The sequence below is a fragment of the Pseudoalteromonas sp. OANN1 genome (assembly GCF_024124685.1).
Lineage (GTDB): Bacteria > Pseudomonadota > Gammaproteobacteria > Enterobacterales > Alteromonadaceae > Pseudoalteromonas > Pseudoalteromonas piscicida.
Genome location: NZ_JAMXSE010000011.1, coordinates 94,169 through 117,084 on the forward strand (window position 1 = coordinate 94,169; position 22,916 = coordinate 117,084).

Sequence of the window (22,916 nt, forward strand, 5' to 3'; positions counted from 1 at the left end):
TCAAACATAACGCACGATAACAATAGCGAGAAGGCCAGTTGTTACTTTCAACCTGGGTTATTGAGTAAACTCTTTTTCTGTTGCATTTACCAGCTGTTGAAATGCGCGAGTACTGCCGAGGAGCTCTCGCTTTACCTTATTCCACTGTGCATTGTGGTGACCAAACCTTAATTGCCATTCGCGCTTTTCGTCCACACTTAAAGGGTGCAGCTTTGCGCCCAAGGCCATGAGCTCGCGCTCACAGTGTTTTTGCAGTTGCTCTATCTGCGCAATATGAGTATGAAATGTTTGCTTACCCGCGTCCTCGATTTCCCCTTTTAAGCGCAGCGGTAAACCATCTAACCAATGCTGATTTGCAACGGTCACCCAAGCATCGGGAACACTTTCGAGTAAAGCTATCTGCCCTATCTCGTTTTTTAGCAGATCAGGACCTGAAAACAAGCCAACAACGCTAGGGTCAATAACCTCTATATGTTCTGTTCTTGCCATTTTGGCCACTTGTGCCCAAGGCACATCAATAACATTTGCCGACGTCATACTGTAAAAATGACTCAAAACCTTAGAAGCAGGTACTCTTAGCACTACTCCTTTAAGTTTTTCAGGCAAATTAATCAAGCGGTTGAACTGCTTTGTGCTTGTTAGGGTGCGACCTCCAACGAGATGATGCATTAAGATATTCAGTTTTCCTTGTTCACTAATAGGCTTAATAACAAGTGACTGCCATTGTGGCGAACAAATTAGATTGAGAAACGCGCGATTTGAGCTCGCCCAAAATGGGATATTAAGGATATCTAGCACAGGTAACGCCCGAGACAGATTTGACACAGAGATAAGTGCGGCCTCCACATGTCCCCGAGTCACTGCCGCCATTAACTCGCGGCCACTTCCAAGCGCGCCACTATGGTGAACATCAACATAGATTTTACCGCGAGTCATAGACTCAACATTCTCCTTAAGCACTTGATGCATGTGCGGGATAAAGTCACTTTGATCCGCAGGGTATGGGGAAGCTAATCTTAAAATATGGAGGGCAGCACTGCGCTTAGCCATTTCTTGTTCTCGTTCATCTTCTGAGAATAAATTTAGTGCAAGTACTTGGCTTACCGGAAATGAAGCACTCAAACATGCCGCTAGTGAAGCTTCAAGAAATTGACGTCTACTCTTAGACATGGGAGTACAACCTAAATTCCATACCTCAATTAAAGATAGCTGAGTCGATCACTATTTCAATAAGCTTAGATGTAAACCCAAATCAAAAACACAAAAAGCTCACTTGTATTTAACAAAATTTATACTAGTCTATCTTGGATTCACCACAAGGAGTGTACTGCTAGTTTATTCATCAAAAGCGATAGCTTTACTATCATTACTTTTGTCTCGCTGGGTGTTTTCTTAAAACAAAGCAAATTTAACGCAGTAATCACGTTCATATCGATTAATAAAAGGAGATTAACGATGAACAGAAGAAATGCACTAATCTGTGTTGCCTTGGGATTTTGTGCCCACTTATCCGCCAAGACACCTCAACCAACCCTTTCGATCAACACTAACCTTGATTATGACGGCCTCATTACAACACCGAATGGAAAGGCTTATTTTGGTCAGCAATGGTTTGAAAATACCAGTGAAGTCACTTTGTACCCAAAAAATGGCAACAGCGCGCTTTGGACATTAACATTAACCTATTCTGATGGCAGACCGGCCGTTGGTAAAACCATTACTATAAATTCAACTTATAACACGCTCACCACATCAAGTTGGCGAGATAAAAATACCATGGCAAACCGCTTTCCGAGTGGTTCAAGAGCAACGGTAATTCAAAGAATAGACCAAGGGCTGTTCCGATTACGTGCTCCTTACGAAGCTTCAAGCCTAGTGACCGATGCTAATGGCCAAGTGAAAGTTACCGTAAATAACTTCCATAGCTGCGGTAATGAACAACAGCCAGGTTCTGATAAGTTAACAGCCTCAACTGGTAACTTGCAGGCTCAGCTAATTGTAAAATGCGCAGTAACAGGCTTAGTCAACATTCCAGACCGCGCAAGTGAGGGGCTTACTACAGCAGGTTTAGTTGGCCGCCACTTACACCCAGACTTGCTAAGTGCTTTACAAAATTTAGGACAAGCTTGGAAAAACGTACAAAACAAACCTATCGGGATGCCAAATTATCTCACAATAACGGGAGCAACCATGCGCTGGGGTGGAATAAATCCTCCTCATTTTACGCACAAGTTTGGTGGTACAGTAGATATTCGTCCGATAGGAACATCATCAGGCCCGGTTAGCGTTGGTGACGCACACTACCATCGCCAAGCCACACAGACTATAGTTGACGCTTTGGTACAATTAGGCGCAACTAAAATTATCTTTGCCGATAATTTGAAAGGCGTTACAGATGTTAAATCAAATCATAAGAATCACCTACATGTCAGCTTCTTAACTGAACCTTTAGAACCTTGGCTTGCTCCTAATGATAACGAGCTTGATAGTGAAGGTGAAGCTTGGCATGACTACAGCAATATCTACGATACTAGCTATTTCGTGCCTCAAGTTAAATCGTTACAGGTTACCGACTTTCATTTTGAATTAGGAAAGTAATGACGAATATCGCTTGGCTAATTTATCTCGCTATCTTTAGCATTTCGGCAAGCTTTGATTTATTAAGCTGCGAGCTCGCTATGTCTAGCGATAAAGTAGCCTTAGCACCCTCTACTGAGCGGCCAGAGTGCCGCTTTGAACAATCAGACAATAATGAGTTAAAGCCAACATCGTTGCCGCACACGCGTTTTATTCCACCAAACTATCCAGATGCTGCAATACCTCTCAATTTCGATAGGGTTCAGTCAGCCTGTAAACTTAAGAGTGACACCATCCATTGCCAGTTTGCTGACCGACAAGGCGCTTTGCCTTTAGCTACTAAATATCAACGAGGTCGGTTAAGCTATGATCAGTGGCGCGTAGACAATGATTATTTTATTGGATGGACCTCGCACGACCCAGAAAGACCTGTCGGATTTATGGTACTTTCCACCACCAAACCCGCCTATTGGTTACCTGTGGAAGATGCTTGTAAAGCAAGACTCAGCACACGAGTCGTGACGCTTAATAGCAAAGAGAATCTCTGTTTGAATCACCAGGGTACTTGGCAACGCAGTAACACACAGTCACTACCTGCGCCTTGTGAAAACCCATACACTGTTGCTACCGATAAAAATGGGGTGTGGGCTTTACAGCTAAACAATGAAAATCAAAGTTGGAATATTTGCCACTTTGATCACGCATTACAACTGGTGAAAGCATATCAATATCAACTTGATTTACCGCGTTCGCTAGCGCCATACAAGCTTGTACCTACATCTTTTTCTCAGGTTACCGCCTTATTCGGCGAATATGACAATGCACCAGCATACGCATTTGATATTAGCGCTGTTGAACCGATGTTTCTATCAGCCTTCCCGAGTTCTATAAGGCGCTTCACAGTACCTCTTGCATCAGCGAAATATCGTTTAAAAGAAATGACTCACGTTAATTCTTCGTTAGCAGCTAAGTAGTCAATATCAACTAATTCGATGATGTACCAATTACCAGAGTAGGAATAAAACTCTTTATTCCTACTCTAAGGGTCAAATTGAACTATATTGGCATGCCGATCTAAAAGCTGAGTTGATTTAGAATTGAGATTGTCATACCAAAGCCATACTGCTCAGGTCCATCCAACCGAACCTTCATTGTTTTACAACTCCCGCCAGTGCTGATCCGCTTCGTAATATAGTACCTAGTACCAAAATCACTCCCTGAAAAACTGCCGCAAGATACGCTAAGCTTAGCGTCTTTACTCGCATACCCTGAAACATCAAAAATTAGCTCCTGACCAAAATCACCATCAACCGGTATCGTCATTTCATAACCCACAATATACTTCACTAACCTATATTTACCCTCACTTCCATATTTTTCGTATCGAGTCGCATGGATTGGCTCGAAGAAGTAATTAAGCAATTCATACCTTGCTCCACCCACATAGATAGGCTCTATATTCGTTATATTGTTTTGATTTGATTGTTCGGGTAGATACAAATTATTAGGCTTGGCACAAGTTTGGAACCCTGCCAAAACCAGTAACGTTCCAAAAATAAATCTCGAAAATTTTGCTTTCATTAAATGATTCCTTTTAGTTATTAAATTTCTACTTCTTTGTTATGCCTAATACTGGCAATAGACTTTTAAATAATTTTTATATGACAGGAAAATTTGATAACAGCTAAATAGAGAACAATAGCGTTCAGCTCTAGCCCCAAAAAAAAGAACGTTCCAAACAAAGGTAAATGTTAACATTTTCATTACCTCTGTCAACTAGGAAGTAATTGGTAGTCACCAAAACTCAAAATATAAAAAATTCAATTTTCACATTCTCTGCACTTTTGCCTGCCAATTTTAAAACTCGAATCACAATAAGGTTTGGAATAACGATGAACAACGCGAACTTTCTACGTGCAATAGCACTTGTTACCGCGGTGGCAAGTTTACCAATAGCTGCACAACATAAACCTCTACCACCTCCGCCTCCAGGCCAGCCACAACCGAACTCGGCACTGGATGATGAACTCTCAGAAATTATTACTGCTCGCGGTATTACTGGCAGAGTTGCGGGTGCGCAACAACTGCCGAGGATCTCAGATCCCATTGCTCAGCTCGGCATGCAGTTATTTTTTAGCAAAGCCCTTGGGGGAGAAAAATCAGTCGCCTGTGCGAGCTGTCACGATCCAAGGCTCGGTGGTGCCGATGACCTTTCGTTGCCAATAGGTACAAACGCAGTAGAAAGTGATGTGATAGGCCCAGGTCGTCAAGCAGTTAACGATGACATCAATATTCCACGTAATTCTCCCACCATTTTTAATACCGGATTTGCCAACAACGCTTTATTTTGGGACGGCCGTGTTCAACGTGTGACTATCACTGACGACCAAGGCAATGAAAGCAGTTTTATCAGTACGCCTGATTCAGGGTTTAACCAACCAGATGTAAACGCGGCAGATTCACTAGTTGCAACCCTGTCTCGCTTTCCTGTCACCTCTAGTGAAGAAATGCGTGGAGAGGCTTTCGAAAGTGCCGAAACCAATGAACAAGTTCGCTCACACTTAGCCCAGCGTATTGGCGATTACGGTGAAGAGGCAGGAGGCTTGGCCACTAATGATTGGCTTCAAGCCTTTAGAGAAGCATTCAACTCACAAGCTGACGCGCAAACCTTAATTACCTTTGATAGTATTGCCTTTGCGCTCGGCCAGTATCAAGCGTCATTTGTGATGGTGGATACCGATTGGCATCGCTATGCCCGTGGTGACCGTGGCGCACTTAACGATCAACAAAAACGTGGTGCTAAACTCTTTTTTACTCCAGTAGCTGAAGGCGGTGCAGGATGTGTTGGGTGCCACAGTGGTGAACGTTTCACTAACGATGGTTTCTTTAACCTCGCCTTTCCACAGTATGGTATTGGTACACAAGATAATCAGGCCGATATCGGACGCGCTGCAATTGACCCCTCGCCTCGCAACCAATTTGCGTTTAGAGTCCCAAGCTTAATCAATGTTGCTCTGACTGCGCCATATGGTCACGCAGGAGCCTACGAGTCGTTAGAACAGGTGGTCAATCATTACTCAAACCCTGAGCAAACCGTCGAGCAATTTTTTCAACGTGGTGGTGCTTGTGGATTAAAGCAGTTTTCCTTAACCGCTCAGTGTGACACACTAAACCTACAAGCGAGAGAAAATAGTGAAGCGGCGTTAACGTTACTGCGCCAATCTCCCTTTGTTGCCGCCAATTTAGCGCCACAACAAAAGCAGGATCTCGTTGCGTTTTTACATGCCTTGACAGACAAGTGTGCAAAAGACCAACAGTGCGTAAGAAGATGGGTGCCAAACCGTCGCACACCAGACCCTGATAATTTACGCTTGCATGCACAACGTTAACCGGTGGAATAACAACAACCATGAAAATGACCATTCGCGTCAAACTATTGCTGATAATTTTGATAGCCAACACCACATTGGTGCTGGCTATCTATATCGCCAATAAATTAGCGTTTGAAAAGAGCTTTACGGCCTATCTTGAAAATACCTCTCGGGCACAGCTCAAAAATGTGGTAACGCAAGTTGCTGAGACTTACGCACGCCATGGTTCTTTGGACTGGGTGTATCGAGGTTCAGAGGATTGGGACAGCATAGTACGTAGCTTCTATGGTCTTTCTGAGGATGAGCGCCCACGAGACAGGCAACATTCTCGTCCACCACCAAGGCATCGTGAAAGAGGCGACGGAGGGCCAAGAAGACGTGACGGCCCCCCACCGCGTTTTGACAATAAAAAACGCCTGCTGATCAAAGACGCACAAGGCAATATTATTATGGGCACACCGAAAAGTAAGCAGACTTCGCTGTGGTTCCCAGTCTATCAAAGCGACCATTTGGCGCAGCCTAAACGCGAACAGATTATCGCCTACTTAGGTGTCGAGCAAAGTGGCTTGATACGCAATGACTTCGACCAACTGTTTGCAAAGCAACAACGTAAACAGTTCATGATCATTGCGCTTGTTGCACTGTTGGTTACTTTAGTGATTGCCGTGCCTTTTAGTAAATATATGGTCAACCCAATCGTGTTGTTGCGCCGCAATGCAAAAACACTGACACAAGGAAATTACGATGCTCGCGTCGATATCGCGAGTAAAGACGAACTCGGTTTGCTTGCCAGAGATATGAACCGTTTGGCAGACACATTAGCGCAGAACCAAATAGCTAGGCAGCAATGGATAGCGGATATTTCGCACGAGCTACGCACGCCGATTGCCGTGATCCGCGCGGAACTTGAGGGAATGATTGATGGCATTATCGCAAGCGATCCTGAACAACTTATGTCCCTTAATGAAGAGATCCAACGATTGACTCGGCTGGTGGACGATTTACATCAACTATCGCTATCAGACCGCGGTGCACTTACTTACAACATGGATAAAGAAAACCTTTACGACCTGCTCTCACGCACGTTTGCGAAAAGTAGTCACCAAATTGAAAAGCACCATCTTGCTTATTCCTTGCAATGCGACGAGCATATTACCTTAGAATGTGACGAACAGCGCCTTGGGCAGTTATTCGACAACTTGTTGCAAAACACCTTGCGTTACACAGACTCCTCAGCTGAACAACCGGGAAATCTCGATGTAAAAGTCATACAACGACAAGATAAAACGATAATTTACTGGCAGGACAGCGCACCTTCAGTACCACAAGAGCAGCTAAACAAGCTATTTGATAGGCTCTATCGAGTAGAGGAAGCGCGGAGTAGAAAAACGGGTGGCTCTGGCCTTGGTTTAGCCATTTGCCAGAGTATTGTTGCTGCCCACAACGGAAAAATCACTGCGGACTTGAGCGAACTGGGTGGTCTCGCTATTATTATTGAACTGAAAAGATAATGAGTTTCCCCCGTGCCAAACAAACATATTTTAATCGTCGAAGATGAACCAAAACTTGCCGATATTTTAAGTAAGTATTTGGCTCAAGCCGAGTATACCAGCCATTGTGTTCATGATGGCGCTTTGGCTGAAGAGGCTTTTAAACAACAGCAACCCGCCCTTATCCTACTCGACCTCATGCTGCCTAATCTTGACGGTATCGAAATTTGCAAGCGGATCAGAGCTTATTCAAACGTGCCAATTGTCATGATCACCGCCAAAGTAGAAGAAATCGACCGTCTCCTTGGTCTTGAAGTGGGTGCTGATGATTATGTGTGTAAACCCTATAGTCCAAAAGAAGTCGTCGCAAGGGTGAAGGCGATTTTAAGACGCGTGACGCTAAACGAGCGTGGCACAGTGTCAGAAACAGAGAGCAAACTTAAATTGGACGAAGAGAGCTTGTTTGTCTCCTTCCTTGACGCGAGAGCGACACTCACTTATGTCGAGTTTATGCTCTTAAAGGCGATGTACGGACACCCATGCCGAATTTATAGCCGCGACTTATTGATGGATCACATCTACGATGACAGCCACATTGTTAGCGACAGAACCATAGATAGCCATATCAAAAATATTCGTAAAAAGCTGCAAAGCATCGCGCCTAAATACGACTTTATCCACTCCATTTACGGAGCGGGATATAAGTTTGAAGCCCAGGAACGTAATGCCTAGTCCTTAGCCCATAAGGGAAGTTGGGTTATGCGTTAATCCAACTTCCCTTTAGACATATCTCACCGCTACACCCCACCCCCTTTTATTGGTAAACTCCAAAAAATAACTAATAATTATAAAAAGGAATGGGCATGAAAAGGCTTGCTTTGGCAGTCATAATCACATTAACAGGCTGCAGTAATAGTAATGTTGTAGAGCGAATAAAATCTGAGTCTTCCGTGGTAAAACATAGCTCTGTAGAAGGGTATGAAGATAGATATTCCAACATCTACAATAAGTTTAAAGATTATCCCGTGACTTGCGAAGAAAACTGCTATCCAGTCACCCAACAAATTCAATGTCAGTCCGAAATGCAAGATTGCACTTACGTTGGCAACAACCCCACTCTCTCGCTCAATACTGGTTTTGCTATCCAATGGCTCGGACATGCGAGTTTTAAAGTCAACACCAAAGATGGACAACAGTTTTTGTTTGACCCTGTCACGGCTCAATTTGACTGGCCTGTAAACTGGGCATTTCGCCTCTCAGAAGGGTTTAATCGCAATCAACCTGCACAGCTCAGTCAAACCGAGTTACAGCAAACCAATGCAGTAATGTACTCCCACATTCATTACGATCATTTTAACAAGAGCGATATCGAAGCGATTGGTACTGGACCAAATTACCTCACCCCGCTTGGATTTGCAGAGCACTTTCCTGAAGATGGATACAAAGTTTCTGAAATGGAGTGGTATTCAAGTAAACAACTTGGTGAAGTAACCGCACACTTTGTGCCTGCAAATCACTTTAGCAGCCGTATTTGGGTGCCGTTTTTATACGAAGATCATGGCGCTGCACTATGGGGTGGCTGGATATTAGAACACCAAGGTAACACCCTGTTTTTTGCAGGAGATACGGGATATTCACCGCACTTTAAAGATATTCAAGAAAAATACGGTGATATTGATGTGTGCCTACTTCCAATTGCCTCATACTACAGCGAAGAACATCCTGATTGGTATCGTAAAGTACACACCACACCAGAAGATGCACTGACTGCCGCAAAAGAGCTGGGCTGCAAGGTTATGGTGCCGTGGGGCTACGGTAATGCTAGTTGGAAAATGGGAGATAAAACCTCACATTCAGCGCTTTTCCGCTTACTGCATATGCAACAAGTGCTAAAAGCCCAAACGCCACTGTATATTTTAAATGAAGGCGATTCAGTGCACCTATAACCTTATTCTAGCGCACCAAGTCTCTAATTGATTTGGTGCGTTATAAAGCCTCCTATTTTCTAGCTTTTCTCAGTGATGGTTAATTAACCTGAGCTGCGGATAATTAATGCCTTTCTAGCAGCCAGTTTTAGCGCTAACTGTGTTGAATTCACTTCCAATAGCCAGCTATTGGTGCGTAAATTCGCCTTGCCTACAGGATGTAGGTACCTTAGCGAGAGCTGGACGCGGAAGCGGTGTTTTCCCTAAAACTCTCTGGCTAGACAAGGAGAAAACTAAGTTGTGCTTTAGCAACAATGAGTTGGAACATTCCTTATCCAAACCTCAGGTTAATTATGCTTTTTATTGGCTAAAAAGTGGTATAGATGACAACAAAAAACAATTAATAAAAACAGATACAACAAGTAGTTATAAGGCCTATTCCGGTTTTGTTCAGGTTAATGTGTTATAATTACAAAGTGTTAATCAAGGAGGCACCATACCCGAGTGAGCAGAGCCAAACTAAGTCAAGACGAAAGCTTATCTTTTAAAATCAACTATCAACTCCTTCCCAAAGAGACAAACCAACTCGACCTGTATTTTTCAATCCCAACCGATATGGGGATTAATACCAACACGTTGAACGAAGTAGACTACTTTAATGCCAATATAAAAAGCCACAGTGCATACTACTCGGAGCAGCTTCATCTCCCCTTGGTACGTAGCCGCTTTATCAGCCAAAGCAAAGGTCAAAAAACGGATTACCGCGTTAATCTAAATCTATTTTGCTACCAGATCCGCATTGCGCTAGATGCCGATGTAAAGCAGACATTGAAGCTAAAAGAGGCTGATGAGTTTTATCCAGCCGCACAATTATTGGTGGAAGAAACCGAACGCCTATTGAAGAAGCTCAGGCGTTACACGCCGCCAGATAATAAGCTTAAGCCTTACTATCAAAACGCAGATAACTACCTCAGCTGGCATACTGAGCAAGCGTTTTTGAAACTCCTCTCCAGCGGGCCGAAGTCAAGCGATTTTAGTCATGAGCGAAGCTGTATTGTTAGTTTCTGTCAACGAGAAAGCCAATACCGCGAGGAGCAGAGCTACAACTCGCAAGTCACGTTGGACGACCCAAACCGCATTACCAATAAAATGAAATTGCTTGAAAGACTCATCGAATATGGCGTTGTTTTTAACAAACAAACCATCGACTTAAGTACCAATCTAAAGCGTTTAGTTCGCGGTGTGGTTACTGGTATTATCATGGCCTTCGTGATGTTTATTGTGCTCAACGCCCGCTCTAACTTTCAAGAAGTCACCGTCGCCCTTATCGCTTTGCTTGGGGTAATTTATGGCCTTAGAGAAACATTCAAAGAAGACTTAACCCAGTGGGCATGGCGTCATATTCAACGCGGCCGGCCAAAGTGGCGCAACAAGTTTAAAAACTCAGTGACGGACGCTATCGTTTGTACACAAACGATATGGCTGGAACATATTCGTAAAAAAGACCTACCAGAAGACGTTGATAAGCTACTAAAGAAGCGTCGACAGCAAAATAAACAAGCTGCGCATCTACTGCATTTTTGCTGTAAAAACCAAGTGCATATCGACGAGTTTTTACCCGGTTACGAAGAAGTGCAACAACGTATCACCTTTAACATGAGTTCGTTTGTACGCTATCTAAAAAAAGGTGCAGGAAAGCTTTATAGCCTTGAAGGGAAAAAGGTTTCGAAAAAGTCAGTTGAACGTCGCTATCAAATCAACTTGGTAATGCGGTTTAAATCTTCTCAGGGAATCCAGTTAGAAAGATATAAGCTCACCATGAACCGCTCTGAAATCGTCGCCATAGAGCTTATGGCAAGCGATTCCGTGTATATTGAAAACAACGCTTAAGCACAGATGCAGTTTCATATAACCACCGACAAAACGGATTGGAAGCAGGTTTATCCTGCACTCCAATCCCAAATCCAGTGATGCGGCTACTCAAAAGATATTAATGTGCTTTCTTTGGTCCATAACGAACCATGTCTTTGCCGTTTTCATACACGTCTTGAGATACCCAACGACCCAACAACAATTGGTGCTTATCATCCAAAATCGCAATAAATGGTCTGCCATCGCTGTTGTTCGTTGCCAGCGCCACACCAGCCACGTTTTGTAACCCTAAGCCACCGTTATCAATTAGCAACAAAAAAGCTTCCAGCTCGTCCAAGGTTTCAATGATATCTTTATCGTTGATCATCTCTTTACTCTCACTTACTCAGTATGCCGCGTAGAATAACAGTTATATTGAAGTGATTGAACCTGACGCCACAATTACATCCTATTCAAACTATGGCTTAATGCTTCCCATACACACTGTACGGCTTTACTGCGGCCTTGTTTACCTAAACACACTAAATGAATTGGTTGGCTGTCAGGATGTGCGTATTCGGTTAAAATAGGCACCAACTGACCTTGGTTTAATTCCTGTTGAACGTAGTAAGGGTCTCCCATCACAATCCCCTGTCCAAACACCGCCAGTTGCACCATTGCACGGGCATCATCACAATACGCTACGGCATGGGGCTTGATGTTGAACACCTGACCGTTTTGATGGACAAATGGCCATTTGTCCATGGTGGTGCCTTTATTTTTAAATACCAAGCAACGATGACTCAATAAAGCATCGGGAGAGTCAGGCGTGCCGGCTACAGCCAAATACTCCGGACTGGCAAACCAAGCAAAAGATTTTTCACCGATTTTCTTAGCAAGTAATGAAGAATCAGGTAAATGCCCTATTCGGATAGCAATATCTATCTGATTATCGATTAAATCAACAATATCGTCCGTCAAGTTCAGCTCGAAGCGTATATCAGGAAACTGTTTAGAAATATCATGTAGTTTAGCCAGCAAATAACGCTCAGCCATCAAGGTCGAGCAGCTGATCTTTACCTTACCGCTTGGTGTTAAACGTTGCTGCTCACTTAACTGCTCAGTCTGGCTTAATACTTCCTGTAACTTTTCGGTACTTTTGAGTAATTGGCTGCCGCTTTGGGTCAGTGCCAATTTACGCGTACTGCGCTCTAATAAACGCACATTGAGCTGCTGCTCTAGCTGCGATATGCGCTTACTGACTGACGAGCGTGGTAACTGCACTTTATCGGCAGCGCCCTGAAAACTACCTATAGAGGCCACTAGCCTAAATAAATACAAATTTTCTAATTGCTTGTGTAATTCCATTTCATTGTTTCTCTAAGAGAACTTATCAATTCGTTTTTTATCATCTTATCAGCACGAATTGCAATCACTACAATGTCATTTATACCATCGTATAACGCATAAGGATTTACCATGTCATTACCAACCATCTTGATCACTGGCGCAACCGCTGGAATTGGATTTGCAGCTGCCAAGCATTACCTCACCCAAGGCTGGAAAGTCATTTTTACGGGAAGAAACAAAGACAAAATTGCAACGGTCGAAAACCAACTGCTAGCATGCGCAAGCCATCCCTCACAAGTGCTAGGGCTGCTCTGTGACAGCAGCGTTCCAGCCCACTTTGAAAGCTTACCAGAGGAGCTAAAAGCACAAGGTATTAAGCTTGACGCGGTGATTTTAAATGCAGGTGTATTCTATCCAAAACCTTTTGCTGACAATGAGCTAAGCGATTTAAATACGACCATGCTTATTAACTTCACAGGCCCTGCAATGCTATTACAACGCTTGTTACCTGTAATGAATAATCCATGTAGTGTTGTTTATGTATCAAGTATTGCGGTACAGCGTGCTTTTGCAGGAGCGGCAAGTTATGCCGCTAGCAAAGCCGCATTTGAGGCGCTTGCAGCGACGCTCAATTTAGAATGGAGTGACCGTGGAGTACGTATTAACCACCTGCGTCCAGGGGTGACTCATACTGAAATCCAAAATAAAGCAGGAATGAGCGAGCAACAAATAGCCGAGCTAAATGCAGGGTTGTCGTCGATTCCATTAGGGCGCATGTTACAAGCAACAGAAATGCTAGCAAGCTTAGACTTTTTAACTGGCGAAGGGTCAACAGCAATGCGCGGTGCGCACATCACTGTTGACGGTGGTTACTGCTTGTAAAAATGTGGGGTCAGTCCGCCGTTGGTTTTACCTCTCTGGGCTGATCCTGCATTTTTTGAAACAGCCAACCAATTCCCACTAGGCATAAGCCTAAACCGATAAAAGACAAGGCGCGCAGCAAGCCTTCAAGATTTGCCATATCGACCACAAAGGCTTTTAAAATAACAATGGCTAGCCCTGCAAAACCGGCGTTAATCAGCACTTTATGCTCTATCCGCTTGGCAACAAAAATCAATACGGTTGAAATCAATAGCCAAACAATTGAATAGGTATATAACTCGGGTTGTTCCATCGGCATCGACAGCACAAGGAAACCCTCATGAAATAAGGCCCGAATTTCACCGTTGATAAACAAGACCCCTAGCAAGGCTATCAGTCCGTATACCAAACGCTTAAATTGCGGTGGTATTAACTTAAACTGGAGCATGACAGCAAATACGCATGCTGGTATCAACCACTGCAAAAGTAGCCAATTAATCACACCGCCTCCAATATATTGCCTATCCAAAAACGGATTATTGGCAAACGAAATATCGGCGTGGAGCAACGCGCTTCCAAGTAATAGCAAGCTCGCGGCAAGCGGATAAAGTCTGTTGCCCTTGTCGCTGAGCTGCCCTCGCCACAGATATACAGCGCCAAGCACCAGCCAATTCAAAGCAAGCAACACGGATTCTTGGAAACCGAGATTAGTAAAATCAGGGTAGTCACCAATCAAGAGATAACTTGTTTCGGTCGTAACCAGAAGCGCCACAATATGCATTGCGACGCCCATAAACCAAGTGTTCAGGGCCTTTGAAGGGTTGTATTTGGTAGCAAACCAAATGATGCCCAGCACCAGCGGATAGACCACAAGTGTCCAATGTATAGTTAAAATCGTTTCGTGCTTGTAATCTGCAAGCCAAGGCGCAAAAGTAAGACGGGTAACAACGGCAATAAGTGCAGCCTTATACAACCAATCAGGTATACTCACTTTGTACTTCCAGCTCAAATAACTCATAGACGCTACCTGTGCCGCAATCGCTAAAGTCAACGAGCTTGCCGAGAGTAACATCGTAAAACACAAACTCAGCATGGCATTCGCCAAAATAAGGTAAGTGACCTGCTGAATATTAGTATCCGTTTTCATCGCACAATACGAAGCGAAAAGCCCGATGACCAACATTTCAATCGCCCATACAGGATACAAAATTGCTTCTGTGACTTTAGGAGAAATAGCGTAGCTTACACCGTAAAGCGCAAGTGGAGCCACGTTCAACAGCATCAAATAAGCGAGTCTTGATGGATATCGCTTAATCATCATCATACTAAATAACATCGTGATGACCACTGCTACTTGGATAAACAAATACTTACCGATGAAAGGAAAAAGTACGTCGTCGTAAGTGCCCACTTTGGGCATCAAGTAGAATGAGAGAAGTACAAAAAATAGCAAATAAAATGGCCAACTATCCAATGCACTATGTCTATAAGCCGCACACAAAACAACGCTAGCAAATAAGACATTAGCCCAAATAAGCGTATCGATTTGGGTTTTTATTATTAGCGCACATGCGATAAATAACAGTGGGAGTATAATCCCCAATTGCTCTTTTCTTGGCATTAATAGATCTTTGATAGGCAAAGGACTTATCATTGAATTCGTCAGTCGCCAACCCAGTACGTCTACCAACACATATAAGTACATAGAGATAAGCGCAAAAATCAGCAGCACCCAAAAGTCGCCGCTTCCACCAACCGCAACCGCGGTGCAAAACCATAAGAAATGACCAACAAAACTTTGCCACCACAACCATTTGCGCTTCACATAATCCGCAACCCATATCGCAGAGAGTGAAACAAAGCTGATATACAGCAGTAACGCACCGATATTATTAGAATCCGTCGATACCAAGGCAGGCACGACATACGCACCAACGATGCCAATACCTGCGAGCACTGGGCCAAATCTCAGTGCCAAAGAGGTCGCAGCCAATGAAATAATGGCGAGTAAAACAAAGGCCATATTAGCCGGTATAAAATGATAGAAATCAAAAGCAACCAATGTCATGGCAAAGCATGTGATCACGCCACCACTGGCAAGCGCTGCAGAAATGTATGGAGTATTAATTTTTAGCTTTTCTTTGTAGCGATTTACGACTTCAGCGGCAGTAACCAAACTGATTCCAAAAAGGGCCCCCAGTATCACTCGCACACTTGGGGGAAGAAGTCCGGCTTCAATAGAGTACTTAGCTAGAAAAACGCCGCCAAGAGCTAGTACTACGGCACCTATCCAAAAAAGTCCATTTCCTTTTAATAAAGAATCTAAAGTAAAGTCAAATTCAAAGGCAGGTTTACTCTTACTAGGCTTAGCTCTTGCGATAGTGACCGTACTTTCAGGCTGCTGAGGTTGTGTATGATTGGCTGTTGCCGTGGACTCGCCCAATACAGTCTGTGCTGTTAATGATGTGCTATCAGCTGTTTCGCCATTCTTTTGTCCACACTCAGAAAGCATATTCTCTGAATGTGTTTGATCTGAGCATTCACGACCTTCAAGTGTCGAGATCCGGCGACTTTGCTGCTCTATCGTATTTTGTAACTGATGTACTTTTTTGACAAGTTGCTTGAGCCTTTGTCTATCTTGTAGAGCGAAAACAGCGCCAATAAATACAAAAAGATAAAAAATAAAAGAGATAAACTCCGTTTCCATACGATTCCTTATTTGTTTGCTAGGCCCTAGCTAACCTGTATTAGAAACAGTATGAGATCAACCACACCAATAAATCAATCTCTCATCATGGGAGCCATAACTTTAGCAAGCCGCATAGAAGTATGATGACTTGAAATTTTCTAACATTGGCCAAAAATGCACATGAGCCCCGTTGCCATATTACCTCCTTGTAAATACACTAAAAAATTATATTTTAGGGACGTTGTTCTAAGGTTTTTTCTATGCGTTTTTTATCACTTTTACTCGTTGTTGCGGTTTCTGGCTGTAGCTATACTCAGCCAAACTTAAACCCAAAACAATGGCGTTTTGCGACCGATCCGCATGGCAGCCAAGCAATTCTGAACGGCCCGCTTGTTAACGAAGAGCAAGTTGCAATTCAGTTTAAACGCGTACCTCGAGTCGACAAACAAAACAACTCTTGGGTAGAACTTATTTACGACTTGCCCACAAAACAGCTCCCCTCTCAATTCAACATCGCACTGACGTATAAAAGTGATAACGCTTTAATCGTTAAGTTATCGCAACAGGAGTATGGCGGTTCAGGTGATAAAAGCTATGCTCACTACCAAACTAAATTACCTGCATCAAACACTTGGCATACAGTCAACGTATCTTTGAGTGATTTTGCCAGGCCTAATTGGACACCTGCTTGGTCAAAAGACAAAGGGGTCATACTCAAGCATGTTTCAGCACTTTACTTCGTACCAGATTTAACGGATGTGGAAGGTGGTGAAGCAAGCCTTGCAATAAAAAGTCTTCGAATTGAGTAATCCATTGGTTAGAAATGATGTACACGAGATGTGAGATATTGCAGCTTTTCGCTAGGGGATAATTTGGCCAGCGCATATAACGGTTAAATTATTAGCGCTGGCGAATCCGAGGCAATTAAGCTTTTGATAGCTAAATTACGCACCTAATGCCGTTAGCTTTTCTTTTAATTCTTCTTTATTGATTAGACCCATTTCGTGCTGCTTTTTGGTTTTACGAATTTCATCGAAATTGTCTAGTTTCAAACGCGCTTTAGCCAGCTTAGTATCAAATTCGTCTTGTGAGATAACATCAAGCTTTAGCGCTTTTTCTAGCTTCTCCTTTTCACCATCAAATTCTTTTTGGAAAACCGCTTTTTCCTGAATAACAATCTGATCTTTTAGTTGCTTCTCAATAGCAATAACTTCTGCTTCTAAATCATCTTTACGCTTAATTAATGGGTCGATACGCTCGATAGTGTCTTGCAATACAGCTTCAAGGTTTGCACCATCGTTTTTGATTAGGTTTTCAATGTATTTGCGGCCAATATCTTGGTATGCAATATTAAGTTGACCATCGATTGATGCGATATCTGATTTCAAACCAGCAAGCTTTGCATTGTCTTTTGTTGAAGACACAATATCACCGCTTAGTTTACTGGTAGATTCGCCAATACTACTACCAATAGATTGCGCTTGAGTTTTGAATTTATTTAATAGACTCATGGTTATTTTTCCTTAAATAGATTGAGATTTTCAATTTATGTAATATCTAATACGGCAGACAAACCGACAAAATATATTTCAGATTAATTAAGTAATAATTATTAAGCCCAGAGTATCTTGACTTAACTTTAAGAGACTCGTTTCTTGCGCTTCGACATGATGCGTTTAGTGCCACTCCACGCCATCCAGCAGCCGAATAACACAGCTCCCACGACCAAAGAGTAAATAGCAAAAGAGGCAACTTTAATAATAAAAATGACGAGTAAGGTGATAAATAGAACAACAAACAACAAAAGCTTTGGTGATTTAGCCAGTTGCTTGGCAATAAAAGAAGGCAAAAACGCACTTAATATGCGCTCCAATCTTTGAGCATTCATAACACTATAATCCTTGTGTTTAAGTGAGATTATTTTAAGACGGACGGTAGGTTATCAGTTTTATTTCTACCTGCCAAATTAATTATAGGTTAATTATCAAACTGAACAATCCCAACCTCCAAACCAGTTATTAAGTGTAATTTACAGCAGAAATGAAAATTAAAACCATTACTTACAAAAAGTTATCACTTAAAAAAATGTTGCACTTTGAAATTTTAATACCTTTTTTATCAACAATTGAAACTAGCCAATTGTTAGTACCCGAAACAATACTGTTTTATTTGAGTAAATTTCGATAGTGCCTTCCAGATTTAGGTCAACACTTATCCAAGATTTTGCATGGCTTCACCCAAACGCTAGATCGAAACCAACGTCTCCACTAGGGATACTTTCACACCAGCTGTTAATCATAAAATATTCTGCAGGTATCCCTGAAGCCGTAAGCCTTGGGGAGTGGTTAAACCCAAAGCGTGAGTAATACGCAGGCTCACCAATCAGCACATAAAAGAAATCTTTTAGCAAAGAATTACTGTCGAACCTGTAAGTTAGACACATCACTGCTAATAAGTAGATACAGCGACTATGTATAGGGGGGAGTATGGATATTAATCATAAATAACCTGAGCTGCGGTTGAATAAATAATGTTGAAATGTGATACAAGCTCAAATTCGTATCACACCTCACTATGGTTGCTCGTCCAACTTTTTTAATAAAAATATCGCCTCCATACATCCTTGGGTTAGATTATTCGGTCGTCAATTTTATGTAAGGCGTAAGTGCACCGACTTGATCCAAACAGCGGATTTGGGCAACAGGTTGCTTTGCTCTATCTGCAAAATTAACAACGCCACCGCGCTGACATTTTGCTTTGAAAGCTTGATAAGCCGATCCCCCATTTTTAAGCAGATCCACTCCATCTACAAACTGTATCTCCATGTCATGGTCAAATACTTTGCAGTTCTCTATCGGGTAGGTTTTGATATAGTCATCGTAATAGCTGAGGCTAATCCTGCTGCAATGAGTACGCATTAGTTCTATTATAATCTCTTTACCCCAATGTTGATGGTAAAAACTAGGGTAGTCCGTTGACACAGCCCCCTTTAGCACAGTGCCTTCAAACCAAGTCTCTATTTCGCTGAGGTTATCTTCCACTCTTTGATCGCTAAAACGTCCCAGCACCTTAGCAAGCCTATCATTACCGATTAAGCCATTTAGTACATTAAAGTAATCGCTTTGATTGTATGAGTAGGCCTTACTTTGTGCGAATAGATGTCGCCAGATATCAAAAAGTGACAACGAGGGGTTTGTAGCTTGAACCTGATAATGACTAGCAAGCGCCATTACCGCGCCACAAGAATAATAGTTTTTGTATCGTTGCAACTTCGCTGATTCGTTAAGCGCCGTTTGCGCTTTGTTCAATAAACATTGATTGGCTGACTCTTCAAATTTTTGTAACCACTGTTTAGCGTCAATAAAACCAAACTCAAGCATCGCAAAGTTAGCAAAAGCATCGGCTCCCCCTTCGTGAAGCCAAGCATGTCCATGGTCTTCAACCGCATACATTTGACCATTCCAAAAATGAGCGGATTCATGGGCAAGAAAGTGGAAGAGCTGATTAAAACGCTCACTGTCTTTGCTTTGCCAACGTTTACCATTCACACTTAACTGCACCAGTCCAGCTAACGTTCCCCCTTCATAATTGGCAAAATCGTCAGCTAAGTGTGCATAATTAAAAAATACGACAGGCTTGAAGTTAAGTGGTTGATCAAGTTTTTTGCCGTAATAGTCAAATAGTTTGGGGAAATACGTTTGTGTGTTTTGCCACACCCACTTAGGTAGCGCTGGATCTACTACCGCTATCATGTTGTCATTCTCAATGGGAGTGATCGTGCCAAAGTAAATATAAGTTCCATCTCCGGCTAAATCCCAGCTTGCCTTATGCTTGTATCGCTTGCCCGAGAAAACAATATCGGTCTTAGGGCTATAAAAATAAAACCGGGTCCCATCAAATATAGGCTCAGATTGCGCAGTTAACTTTTCACTAAGGCTAAGATGATTGGTATAAAACAAAACGCTGCCATCACTGTATTGCACATTTTGGCTGTAGTCTTTTAGGATAAAACCATAAAACGAATCAAATGTAAGCGAGAAAGACGTAAACTTTTTACCATTCGCTGCGGTGATTGATAGTACTCCATCTTCTTGCTGCCACTTTAAGTCCGGTTGAGTTATTTGGTAGTGCTGCGTGCGGTCGAAGTTACTTTGTCTTGCAAAGCTTACCCGCTCAACTGCTTTAGGCAATTTGTACTGTATCAACCATGAATCCGAGGCTTGCTGATAATGGACATGGATCTGTAGCTTATTTTCACTCTCAGATGCCAAAGTCGGCGTTGATAGCATTAGTAGCAACGAGAATAGCAAAGTAATTGTTAATGTTATTGTATTTTTCATGCAACTCGGATTGTATCTTTTCTAGGTGCAATAAAATTAACCTATTTATTGACTAAATACTAGTCGAGTACGGCTTTGCTCTACCCTGAGCTAATTTGCTCATCAAGTTGACTGTTTTTGTCCTAGCTATTGAATTTTCTTCATTCCTATACTGAAGAACATAATAATAACGACGAAAGGTTACTCAGCATGATTGCAGCAACTCAATCGCACAGAGTCAGTTCAACCAAAGGAATACCACGGCATACCTTGTCACTTCTGATAGCGACAGTATTATCAGGCCATAGTTATGCCGAAGCGGAATCCACGCTTAGCTCTGAGCAAAGCAAAAAAATTGAGCGGATCAGCGTTACCGCAACGCGGCAAACCGAAAATCTACAAGATGTCGCGCTTGCGGTGACCGCCCTCTCCGCCTCAGAGCTTGAGAAGATGAACGTACAAGATCTCGGTGACTTGGCGTCTCACGTTCCGAACCTCAACCTGCACTCAGGTGATGCTTCCAACGCGGTCATTTATATTCGCGGAATTGGCCAAATTGACTCTATCTCATTTAACGATCCCGGCGTTGGTGTGTATCTCGATGACGTATATCTTGGGCGCGTCCAAGGTGCCTTTTTAGATGTTGTCGACCCTGAGCAAATCGAGGTATTACGTGGTCCACAAGGCACCCTTTACGGTCGCAATACCATAGGTGGCGCGGTGCGTTTCAGTAGTGCCAAACCTTCGCAAGACAACGAAGGGTATGTCAGCGTGGCGCTTGGAAATTATAATGCTCGAACGGTAAAAGCTAGCGTCAACGGTGCATTGGTTGAAGACACGCTCTCTGGACGTTTTGCGATTGCCAAAAGTAGCCGAGATGGTTTTAGTGAGAATCGCTATAACAATAGTGACGACCACGACAAAGATACCTTAGCATGGCGCGGCAGCTTACTTTATCAACCAAGTGAGAATTTTTCGGCCTATTTAGTCGTCGATGGCTCGAACGCATCTCCCTCAAGCTCACGCACTCCACATCGAGAAACGCCTATCTATTCGGTGATAAAAGAAGGCTATTATGCGCCTGAGGAAGACCCTTTTGTCGTTGACGTTAACTACAACGATTTAGAAGAGCTCGATACCTCGGGAGCGAGCTTAACACTTGAATATCTCACGGGCCACTCGGTATTTAAATCCATCACTGCTCGACGCGAAATGGAATACCGCACGCACTTAGACTTAGATGCCACTCCCGATGCATCATTTGGTATTTTTAACTTCGAAGATCAACAGCAGATAAGCCAAGAATTTCAATGGTTATACAAAGACGACAAGTTCTCCTTGGTATCTGGGCTCTATTACTTTAATGAGGACGATCTGAGTTTTGGCGGCTCCGTAGCACCGGACTTTTTCGTTATGGTGGCGCCAGAGGTTTACCTACCTTGGCCTGTGATTAACGCAGGAGAACGCGATCAAGAAAATACCAGCTCAGCCCTCTACGCTAACCTCTCTTGGTCTTTGACTGAAAAGCTCGACGTCACGCTTGGCGCACGCTACACCATAGAGAAAAAAGAAGTCACGTCCAACGGCGAGGAGTTTTTTGGCACCGGTGTAACAACAGCTGAGGAAATGGAGGCGGTATTCGGCACGGGGATTGGCTATAGCCCTACAGGCTACAGCGCATCCAAGGAGTGGAAAGAATTTACCCCAAAAGTGGTGTTCGATTACACCATCTCTGACGACAGCATGGTTTACCTAAGCGCTGGAAAAGGGTTTAAAAGTGGCGGTTTTAACGGCCGGATCACCTCATTTGCACAACCTTTTGAGCCTGAAACCTTGTGGAGCTATGAAATTGGCTCTAAGTCTTTATTGAATAATCAGAATATTCGCTTAAATACCGCGGCTTTTTTCAATGACTACAAAAACTTTCAGCTCAGCCGCTTTTCTATCGACCCCGACACCGGTGCGTTTTTATCACTGTTTGAAAATGCAGGTAAAGCCACTATTTACGGCGCAGAAATGGAGCTCGAAGCCGTGGCTTCCGATAACCTCACTCTGAACCTCAATCTGGGCTATTTAGGGGGCGGTTATGATGAGCTCATCGGCGACTTTGGTAAAGAAGTCAGCGATGAAAGGGAGCTGGTTAATTCACCCAAATGGAATGGCCGTGCAGGCTTTGAATACTTCTTTAGCGCCTTTACACAAGGCGAATTTTCACTACGTGCTAGTGCCGCCTATCGCAGTAAAACCTATCTCACCGTGAGCAGTTCAGAGGTACTCGCACAATCTGGCTACACCCTCTTTGATATGTCACTACACTACCGCTCCGCGGACGACAGTTGGGAAGCAAGTTTATACGGCAAAAACTTAGGCGATAAACGCTATCGCCAACACGGCTTCGATCTTAGCGCAGCACCTGGGGTTCAACTTGGTTATTACGGCGCACCTAGAACGTACGGTATCAACCTTAAATATAAGTTTTAATT

General features: G+C 43.1%; 18 protein-coding genes. 10 read left to right on the forward strand and 8 right to left on the reverse strand.

All coding sequences use genetic code 11. The features are described 5' to 3' along the window. Positions 1-57: 57 nt before the first annotated feature. Entirely contained in the window at positions 58-1,170 is a 1,113-nt protein-coding gene (gene dctP, locus NH462_RS11325; RefSeq protein ID WP_253105738.1) for a TRAP transporter substrate-binding protein DctP, read from the reverse strand. Positions 1,171-1,455: 285 nt separating this feature from the next. On the opposite strand from dctP, the gene NH462_RS11330 reads away from it, so the two are divergent. Both NH462_RS11330 and NH462_RS11335 read left to right on the forward strand, forming a co-directional pair. Further along, the gene (locus NH462_RS11330) at positions 1,456-2,598 is read left to right on the forward strand and encodes a hypothetical protein (RefSeq protein ID WP_253105739.1); all 1,143 of its coding nucleotides are present in this window, start codon (positions 1,456-1,458) and stop codon (positions 2,596-2,598) included. Further along, positions 2,598-3,551, forward strand: a complete 954-nt coding sequence (locus NH462_RS11335) for a hypothetical protein (protein WP_253105740.1) — start codon at positions 2,598-2,600, stop codon at positions 3,549-3,551. The genes NH462_RS11330 and NH462_RS11335 overlap by 1 nt, the downstream gene beginning before the upstream one ends. Before the next feature lie 100 nt (positions 3,552-3,651). Here the strand turns inward: NH462_RS11335 and NH462_RS11340 are convergent, their stop codons facing one another. Continuing rightward, complete coding sequence (locus NH462_RS11340) at positions 3,652-4,158, reverse strand: hypothetical protein (RefSeq protein ID WP_253105741.1); 507 nt, start codon at positions 4,156-4,158, stop codon at positions 3,652-3,654. 311 nt (positions 4,159-4,469) lie between these two features. Between NH462_RS11340 and NH462_RS11345 the strand changes: the two genes are divergently transcribed. The 5 genes from NH462_RS11345 to NH462_RS11365 all read left to right on the forward strand — a co-directional run bounded on the left by NH462_RS11345 (position 4,470) and on the right by NH462_RS11365 (position 11,253). After that, complete coding sequence (locus NH462_RS11345) at positions 4,470-5,966, forward strand: cytochrome c peroxidase (protein ID WP_253105742.1); 1,497 nt, start codon at positions 4,470-4,472, stop codon at positions 5,964-5,966. Positions 5,967-5,986: 20 nt separating this feature from the next. Beyond that, positions 5,987-7,459 (forward strand): ATP-binding protein, encoded by a 1,473-nt coding sequence (locus NH462_RS11350; RefSeq protein WP_253105743.1) that lies wholly within the window; start codon positions 5,987-5,989, stop codon positions 7,457-7,459. 12 nt (positions 7,460-7,471) lie between these two features. Next, positions 7,472-8,170 carry a response regulator gene (locus tag NH462_RS11355; protein ID WP_017217860.1) on the forward strand — a complete coding sequence of 233 codons (699 nt, stop codon included), beginning with the start codon at positions 7,472-7,474 and terminating at the stop codon, positions 8,168-8,170. Between the two features lie 131 nt (positions 8,171-8,301). After that, positions 8,302-9,384, forward strand: a complete 1,083-nt coding sequence (locus NH462_RS11360; protein WP_253105744.1) for an MBL fold metallo-hydrolase — start codon at positions 8,302-8,304, stop codon at positions 9,382-9,384. Positions 9,385-9,867: 483 nt separating this feature from the next. Then, the gene (locus NH462_RS11365; RefSeq protein WP_010370648.1) at positions 9,868-11,253 is read left to right on the forward strand and encodes a hypothetical protein; all 1,386 of its coding nucleotides are present in this window, start codon (positions 9,868-9,870) and stop codon (positions 11,251-11,253) included. Between the two features lie 100 nt (positions 11,254-11,353). Here NH462_RS11365 and NH462_RS11370 read toward each other — a convergent pair whose 3' ends face one another. After that, positions 11,354-11,602: a hypothetical protein gene (locus NH462_RS11370; RefSeq protein WP_010370646.1), complete on the reverse strand. Its 249-nt coding sequence runs from the start codon at positions 11,600-11,602 to the stop codon at positions 11,354-11,356. A 74-nt stretch (positions 11,603-11,676) separates the two neighbouring features. Beyond that, on the reverse strand, positions 11,677-12,582 hold the full coding sequence (locus NH462_RS11375; RefSeq protein ID WP_253105745.1) for a LysR family transcriptional regulator: 906 nt from the start codon (positions 12,580-12,582) through the stop codon (positions 11,677-11,679). A gap of 111 nt (positions 12,583-12,693) precedes the next feature. On the opposite strand from NH462_RS11375, the gene NH462_RS11380 reads away from it, so the two are divergent. Further along, positions 12,694-13,446, forward strand: coding sequence for an SDR family oxidoreductase (locus NH462_RS11380; RefSeq protein ID WP_253105746.1), 753 nt, complete (start codon positions 12,694-12,696; stop codon positions 13,444-13,446). 10 nt (positions 13,447-13,456) lie between these two features. Here the strand turns inward: NH462_RS11380 and NH462_RS11385 are convergent, their stop codons facing one another. Further along, the gene (locus tag NH462_RS11385) at positions 13,457-16,132 is read right to left on the reverse strand and encodes a DUF2339 domain-containing protein (RefSeq protein WP_253105747.1); all 2,676 of its coding nucleotides are present in this window, start codon (positions 16,130-16,132) and stop codon (positions 13,457-13,459) included. A 242-nt stretch (positions 16,133-16,374) separates the two neighbouring features. Between NH462_RS11385 and NH462_RS11390 the strand changes: the two genes are divergently transcribed. Then, entirely contained in the window at positions 16,375-16,923 is a 549-nt protein-coding gene (locus NH462_RS11390; protein ID WP_010370633.1) for a carbohydrate binding domain-containing protein, read from the forward strand. A gap of 135 nt (positions 16,924-17,058) precedes the next feature. On the opposite strand, the gene NH462_RS11395 is transcribed toward NH462_RS11390, so the two are convergent. The 3 genes from NH462_RS11395 to NH462_RS11405 form a co-directional block, all read right to left on the reverse strand. Continuing rightward, positions 17,059-17,625 carry a hypothetical protein gene (locus NH462_RS11395; RefSeq protein WP_017217868.1) on the reverse strand — a complete coding sequence of 189 codons (567 nt, stop codon included), beginning with the start codon at positions 17,623-17,625 and terminating at the stop codon, positions 17,059-17,061. Between the two features lie 128 nt (positions 17,626-17,753). Then, the gene (locus NH462_RS11400) at positions 17,754-18,002 is read right to left on the reverse strand and encodes a hypothetical protein (RefSeq protein WP_010370628.1); all 249 of its coding nucleotides are present in this window, start codon (positions 18,000-18,002) and stop codon (positions 17,754-17,756) included. Positions 18,003-18,747: 745 nt separating this feature from the next. After that, entirely contained in the window at positions 18,748-20,454 is a 1,707-nt protein-coding gene (locus tag NH462_RS11405; protein ID WP_253105748.1) for a hypothetical protein, read from the reverse strand. Positions 20,455-20,643: 189 nt separating this feature from the next. Between NH462_RS11405 and NH462_RS11410 the strand changes: the two genes are divergently transcribed. Then, positions 20,644-22,914, forward strand: a complete 2,271-nt coding sequence (locus NH462_RS11410; protein WP_253105749.1) for a TonB-dependent receptor — start codon at positions 20,644-20,646, stop codon at positions 22,912-22,914. The last annotated feature ends 2 nt before the right edge of the window (positions 22,915-22,916 follow it).